Annotated in this window: 2 protein-coding genes and 1 pseudogene; 1 reads left to right on the forward strand and 2 read right to left on the reverse strand. The window is 77.8% G+C overall.

Annotated elements, in window-relative coordinates; all coding sequences use genetic code 11:
- Positions 1-86: 86 nt before the first annotated feature.
- Both mptB (ACWENR_RS29865) and mptB (ACWENR_RS29870) read right to left on the reverse strand, forming a co-directional pair.
- Entirely contained in the window at positions 87-1,652 is a 1,566-nt protein-coding gene (gene mptB / locus ACWENR_RS29865) for a polyprenol phosphomannose-dependent alpha 1,6 mannosyltransferase MptB (RefSeq protein ID WP_452280286.1), read from the reverse strand.
- 335 nt (positions 1,653-1,987) lie between these two features.
- A complete protein-coding gene (gene mptB / locus ACWENR_RS29870; RefSeq protein ID WP_452280287.1) occupies positions 1,988-3,388 on the reverse strand; it encodes a polyprenol phosphomannose-dependent alpha 1,6 mannosyltransferase MptB in 1,401 nt (466 codons plus the stop codon).
- A 44-nt stretch (positions 3,389-3,432) separates the two neighbouring features.
- Between mptB (ACWENR_RS29870) and ACWENR_RS29875 the strand changes: the two are divergent.
- Positions 3,433-4,424: pseudogene (locus tag ACWENR_RS29875) on the forward strand (hypothetical protein); the annotation flags it as partial.

A 4,424-nucleotide genomic window follows, 5' to 3' on the forward strand; every position in this document is an offset into this window, starting at 1 on the left:
CGATCGACGAATCGCACAGCAGGACAGCATCGTCGGTCAGGCGGTGAGTCAGACCAGACCGGGTGACCCCACCTACATCCTCACTGTCAGGCGGGGTGCGTGGGGCGGGGCCGGCGCCGGCGGAGCAGGGCCCACACCGCCAGTCCGACCACCAGCGCCGTCATCGCCAGCGCGCCCGGGGCCTTGGTGAACCGGGCCAGGTTGGTGCTGTCGGGCAGGGTCAGGAAGGCCGCCGCCGCGCAGGGCGCCACGAACCAGGCGGTCCGCGTCGCGGCGACCGCGAGCAGGGCCAGCGGCCAGGTGGCGTACCAGGGGTGGAAGACCGGGGCGAGGACCACCGTGGCGGCCAGCGCCAGGCCCGCGCCGAGCAGGGCCGCCCTGGGCCGGGCGGCCTCCAGGCGGGCCACCCGCTGCCGGGCGTCGTTCAGGCGGCGCAGACCCGACCAGGCCCGCCACCACAGCGTCGCCACCGCCACGGCGAGCAGCAGTATCGCCGCCGCGCGGGTCACCGGCACCGCGCCCGGCTCCCGGCCGAGCAGCGCACCCGTGTAGTCGACGACGAAGCCGACCGCCGTCGGCGGGGACGTCCACTGCTCGGAGTCGCCGCTGCGGGTCAGCCCGCCGACCCAGCCGACGCCGAGGCCGGCGAGCAGGGAGGTGACCGCCACCGCGCCGAGCACCCCGGCGGCCAGCCAGCCGGCGTCGCGCAGCAGCGCCCGTACGGTGTAGCGGCCCAGCACCGCCGCGAGCGCCGCGAACGGGAGCACCACCACGGCGGTCGCCTTCACCGTGACCGCCAGCCCGAGCAGCGCCCCGGCCACCAGCAGCGGCTTCGGCCTGCCGGGGAGGCGGACCAGCACCAGCAGGCCCAGCGTCAGCAGGCCCAGCATCACCGCGTCGTTGTGCGCGCCGGCCACCAGGTGCACTCCCACCAGCGGGCAGGCCAGCGCCAGCCAGGCCGCCCGGCGGGTGGGCACCCCGGCGGCCCGGGCCAGCCCCACCAGGGAGAGGGCGGTCAGCAGCACCCCGGCGACGGCGAACAGCCGGAACGCCACCAGTGCGCCCACCAGGCCGCCGCCGAGGGTCACCGCGAGCGCGGCGAGCAGCACGAAGAACGGTCCGTACGGCGCGGGCGTGTCCCGCCAGATGGGGGCGACCGACTCCACCCAGGGGCAACCGGCCTCGGCCACGCCGGTCGTGTACGGGTCGGCGCCGTGCGCGTACGCCCAGCCCTGGCAGGCGTACGAGTAGACGTCCCGGCTGCCCAGCGGCGCGGTGACCAGCAGCGGCAGCGCCCACAGCCCGGCGGTGAGGTACGCCCACCGCGTCGACGGCGCGCCCCGGCGCAGCGCCCACCAGGCGCCCACCAGCAGCCCGGTGCCGACCAGCCAGAGCGCGACGGTCCACGGCTCGTCGGCGGGGCGACCGCCGCGCGTTGCGGCGGCCCCGGGCAGCGCGCCGCCGAGCCAGCCGGCGACGGCCAGCAGCACCGCCCCGGCCAGGCCGGCGTAACGGGCGAGCCGGGCCGCCCCGGACGACCCCGACGGGACGCCGGGCCGGGGCGGGCGCCCCGGCGGCGCGCCGCCAGCCGACCACGAAACGCCGGCCGGGGGCGACGGAGCGCCAGACGAGGGCGACGGAGTGCCGGGCACGGGCGACGGAGTGCCGGACACCGGCGACGGACCGCCGGACACCGGCGACGGACCGCCGAACACCGGCGACGGACCGCCGGACACCGGCGACGGACCGCCAGGCACGGGCGGTGGGGTGCCGGACACCGGCGACGGACCGCCAGGCACGGGCGACGGACCGCCGGACACCGGCGACGGACCGCCAGGCACCGGCGACGGACCGCCAGGCACCGGCGACGGACCGCCAGGCACCGGCGACGGACCGCCAGGCACCGGCGACGGGGTGCCGGGCACGGGCGACGGGGTGCCGGACGGGGACGGCGGGGTGCCGGGAGCGGTCACCGGCGAGCCTCTCCTCAGTCCACGGCGGCCGGCCGGCGGGCCGCCCGAGCCGACCGTACCAAGCGGACGGCCACCAGGATCACCAACAGCGTCATCAGGGGCGCACCGACCGTCTTGCTGTATCTGGCCAGCCCGGTGCCGTCCGGCAGGACCAGGAACGCCGAGACGATCGCGACGACCGCGAACCAGCCGGTGCGCCGCGACGTGGCGGCCAGCACCGTCAGCGGCCAGACCCAGTACCAGGGGTGGAACAGCGGGGCGAGCGCGACCGTGGCGGCCAGCGCCAGGCCGGCGTGCCACAGCGGTTCCCGGGTGCGGGCCCGCCACCACAGCCAGACCAGCGTCAGCGCGAGCACGGCCATCCCGATGCCCCGGGTGACCGGCAGCGGGTCGCCGTGCCAGCCGAACGGCGCGGCGAGGTAGCCCACGGTCTGCCCCACGGCCGTCGACGGCGAGGTCCAGGCGATCACCAGGCCGCCCTGCTCCAGCCCGGTGACCCAGCCGAAGCCCAGCCCGGCGGCGAGGGTCACCCCGACCACCGCCGCGACGGCCCCGCCGACCACCCAGCCGCCGTCGCGCAGCAGCGCCCTGATCGAGTACGCCCCGACGAGCGCGGCGAGCGCGGCGAAGGGCACGACGACCAGCGCGGTCACCTTGACCCCGCCGGCCAGCCCGAGCAGCGCTCCCCCGGCGAGCAGCGGACCGGGGCGCCCCGGCCGGGCGGCCACCACCGCCAGCCCGGCGACGAGCAGTCCCACCATCAGGGCGTCGTTGTGCGCGCCCGAGACCAGGTGCACCCCGATCAGCGGCGAGCCCAGCGCCAGCCAGACCGCCCGGCCGGCCGGTACGCCGCAGCGCCGGGCCAGCGCCGGCAGGCAGGCCGCGGTCAGCCCCACTCCGGCCACCGCGAGCAGCCGGAACAGCACGATGCTGCCGTACAGCGACCCGGTGGCCTCGACGACCGCACCGGCGAGCAGCACGAACAGCGGCCCGTACGGGGCCGAGGTGTCCCGCCAGATGTAGGAGATGGTGTCCAGCCACGGGCAGGGCAGCGCCGAGACGCCCTGCTCGTACGGGTTGATCCCGGCGGCGTAGCTGGCGCCCTGGCAGGCGTACGCGTAGACGTCCCGGCTGCCCAGCGGCGGCGCGACCAGGAACGGCAGCAGCCAGAGCCCGACGGTGACCAGGGCCCAGCGGGTCGACGGCACCCGGCCGCGCAGCGTCCACCAGGCGTACGCCATCAGCCCGGTGCCGACCGCCCAGGCGGCGATGATCAGCGGGCCGTGCGGGCCCTGCCAGATGCTGACGGGGGTGGGGCGCAGGTCGCCGTCGGGCAGCGCTCCGCCGAGGAACGCGGCGAGGGCGAGCAGCGTCGAGCCGGCCAGGCCGGTCCAGCGCGCGAGGTGGTGAGGCACGCGGGACATGCTGCCAGTACGGTGGTCGCGGTACGGAGGTGGGCATGCGGCGCAGTCGGGTGGTGGCGGTGGCCGCCGCGTCCGCCGTGCTGGCCGGGGTGGCGTATCTCGCCCTCCCGCCGACCGGTTCCGACCTCGCCGCGCAGGTCGCCCGGGCCGACTTCTTCGCCGCCCACGGTCTCGCCCCGGTCGACCTGCGCTGGTACGGCGGGGTCCAGCAGTTCGGCTACAGCCTGGTCTCGCAGCCGGTGATGGCGCTGCTCGGGGTGCGGGTCACCGGGGTACTGGCGCTGGTGGCGGCGGCGACGGCGTTCGCGGCACTGCTGGCGCGCACCGGGGTGCCCCGTCCGCTGCTCGGCAGCCTGGTCGGGGTGGTCACGATCGCCGGCAACCTGGTCTCGGGCCGGGTGACGTACGGCCTCGGGGTGGCCTTCGGTCTCGGCGCGCTGCTCGCCCTCACCCTGCCCGGGGCCTCCGCCGACGCCGATTCCGACCGGCGGGCACGGCGACGGCGGCTCGTACGGCTCGGCCTGGCGGCGGCCGGGGCGGTGCTGGCCTCGGCGACGAGCCCGGTGGCGGGCCTCTTCGTCGGCCTGGCCGGCGCGGCGCTGCTGCTGACCCGCCGGTACGCCGACGGCTTGACGCTCGGGGTCGCCGCCGCGCTGCCGCTCGGGGTGACCGCGCTGCTCTTCGGCGACGGCGGCTGGATGAACATCAGCCGCTCCGACACGTCGCGCGCCGTGCTGACCAGCCTGCTGGTGGCCGCGTTGGTGGCGTACCGGCCGGTGCGGGTGGGCGCGCTGCTCTCGGCGGCGGGGGTCCTGGCGGCGGCGCTGGTGCACACGCCGGTCGGGCTGAACGCCACCCGGCTGGCCGTCATGTTCGCCCTGCCGCTGCTGGCGGCGGCCGCCCGCCCCCCGGCTCGGCTGGCCCGGGTCGGCCGGCCCCGGACGGCGATACTTCGTGGAGCTGGTGCGGGCGGCCCGCTGAGGCGGGCGGACCGGCAGCTCAGCCGGCCACCGACCGCAGGTGCCCG

The sequence above is a fragment of the Micromonospora sp. NPDC004336 genome (genome assembly GCF_053602615.1).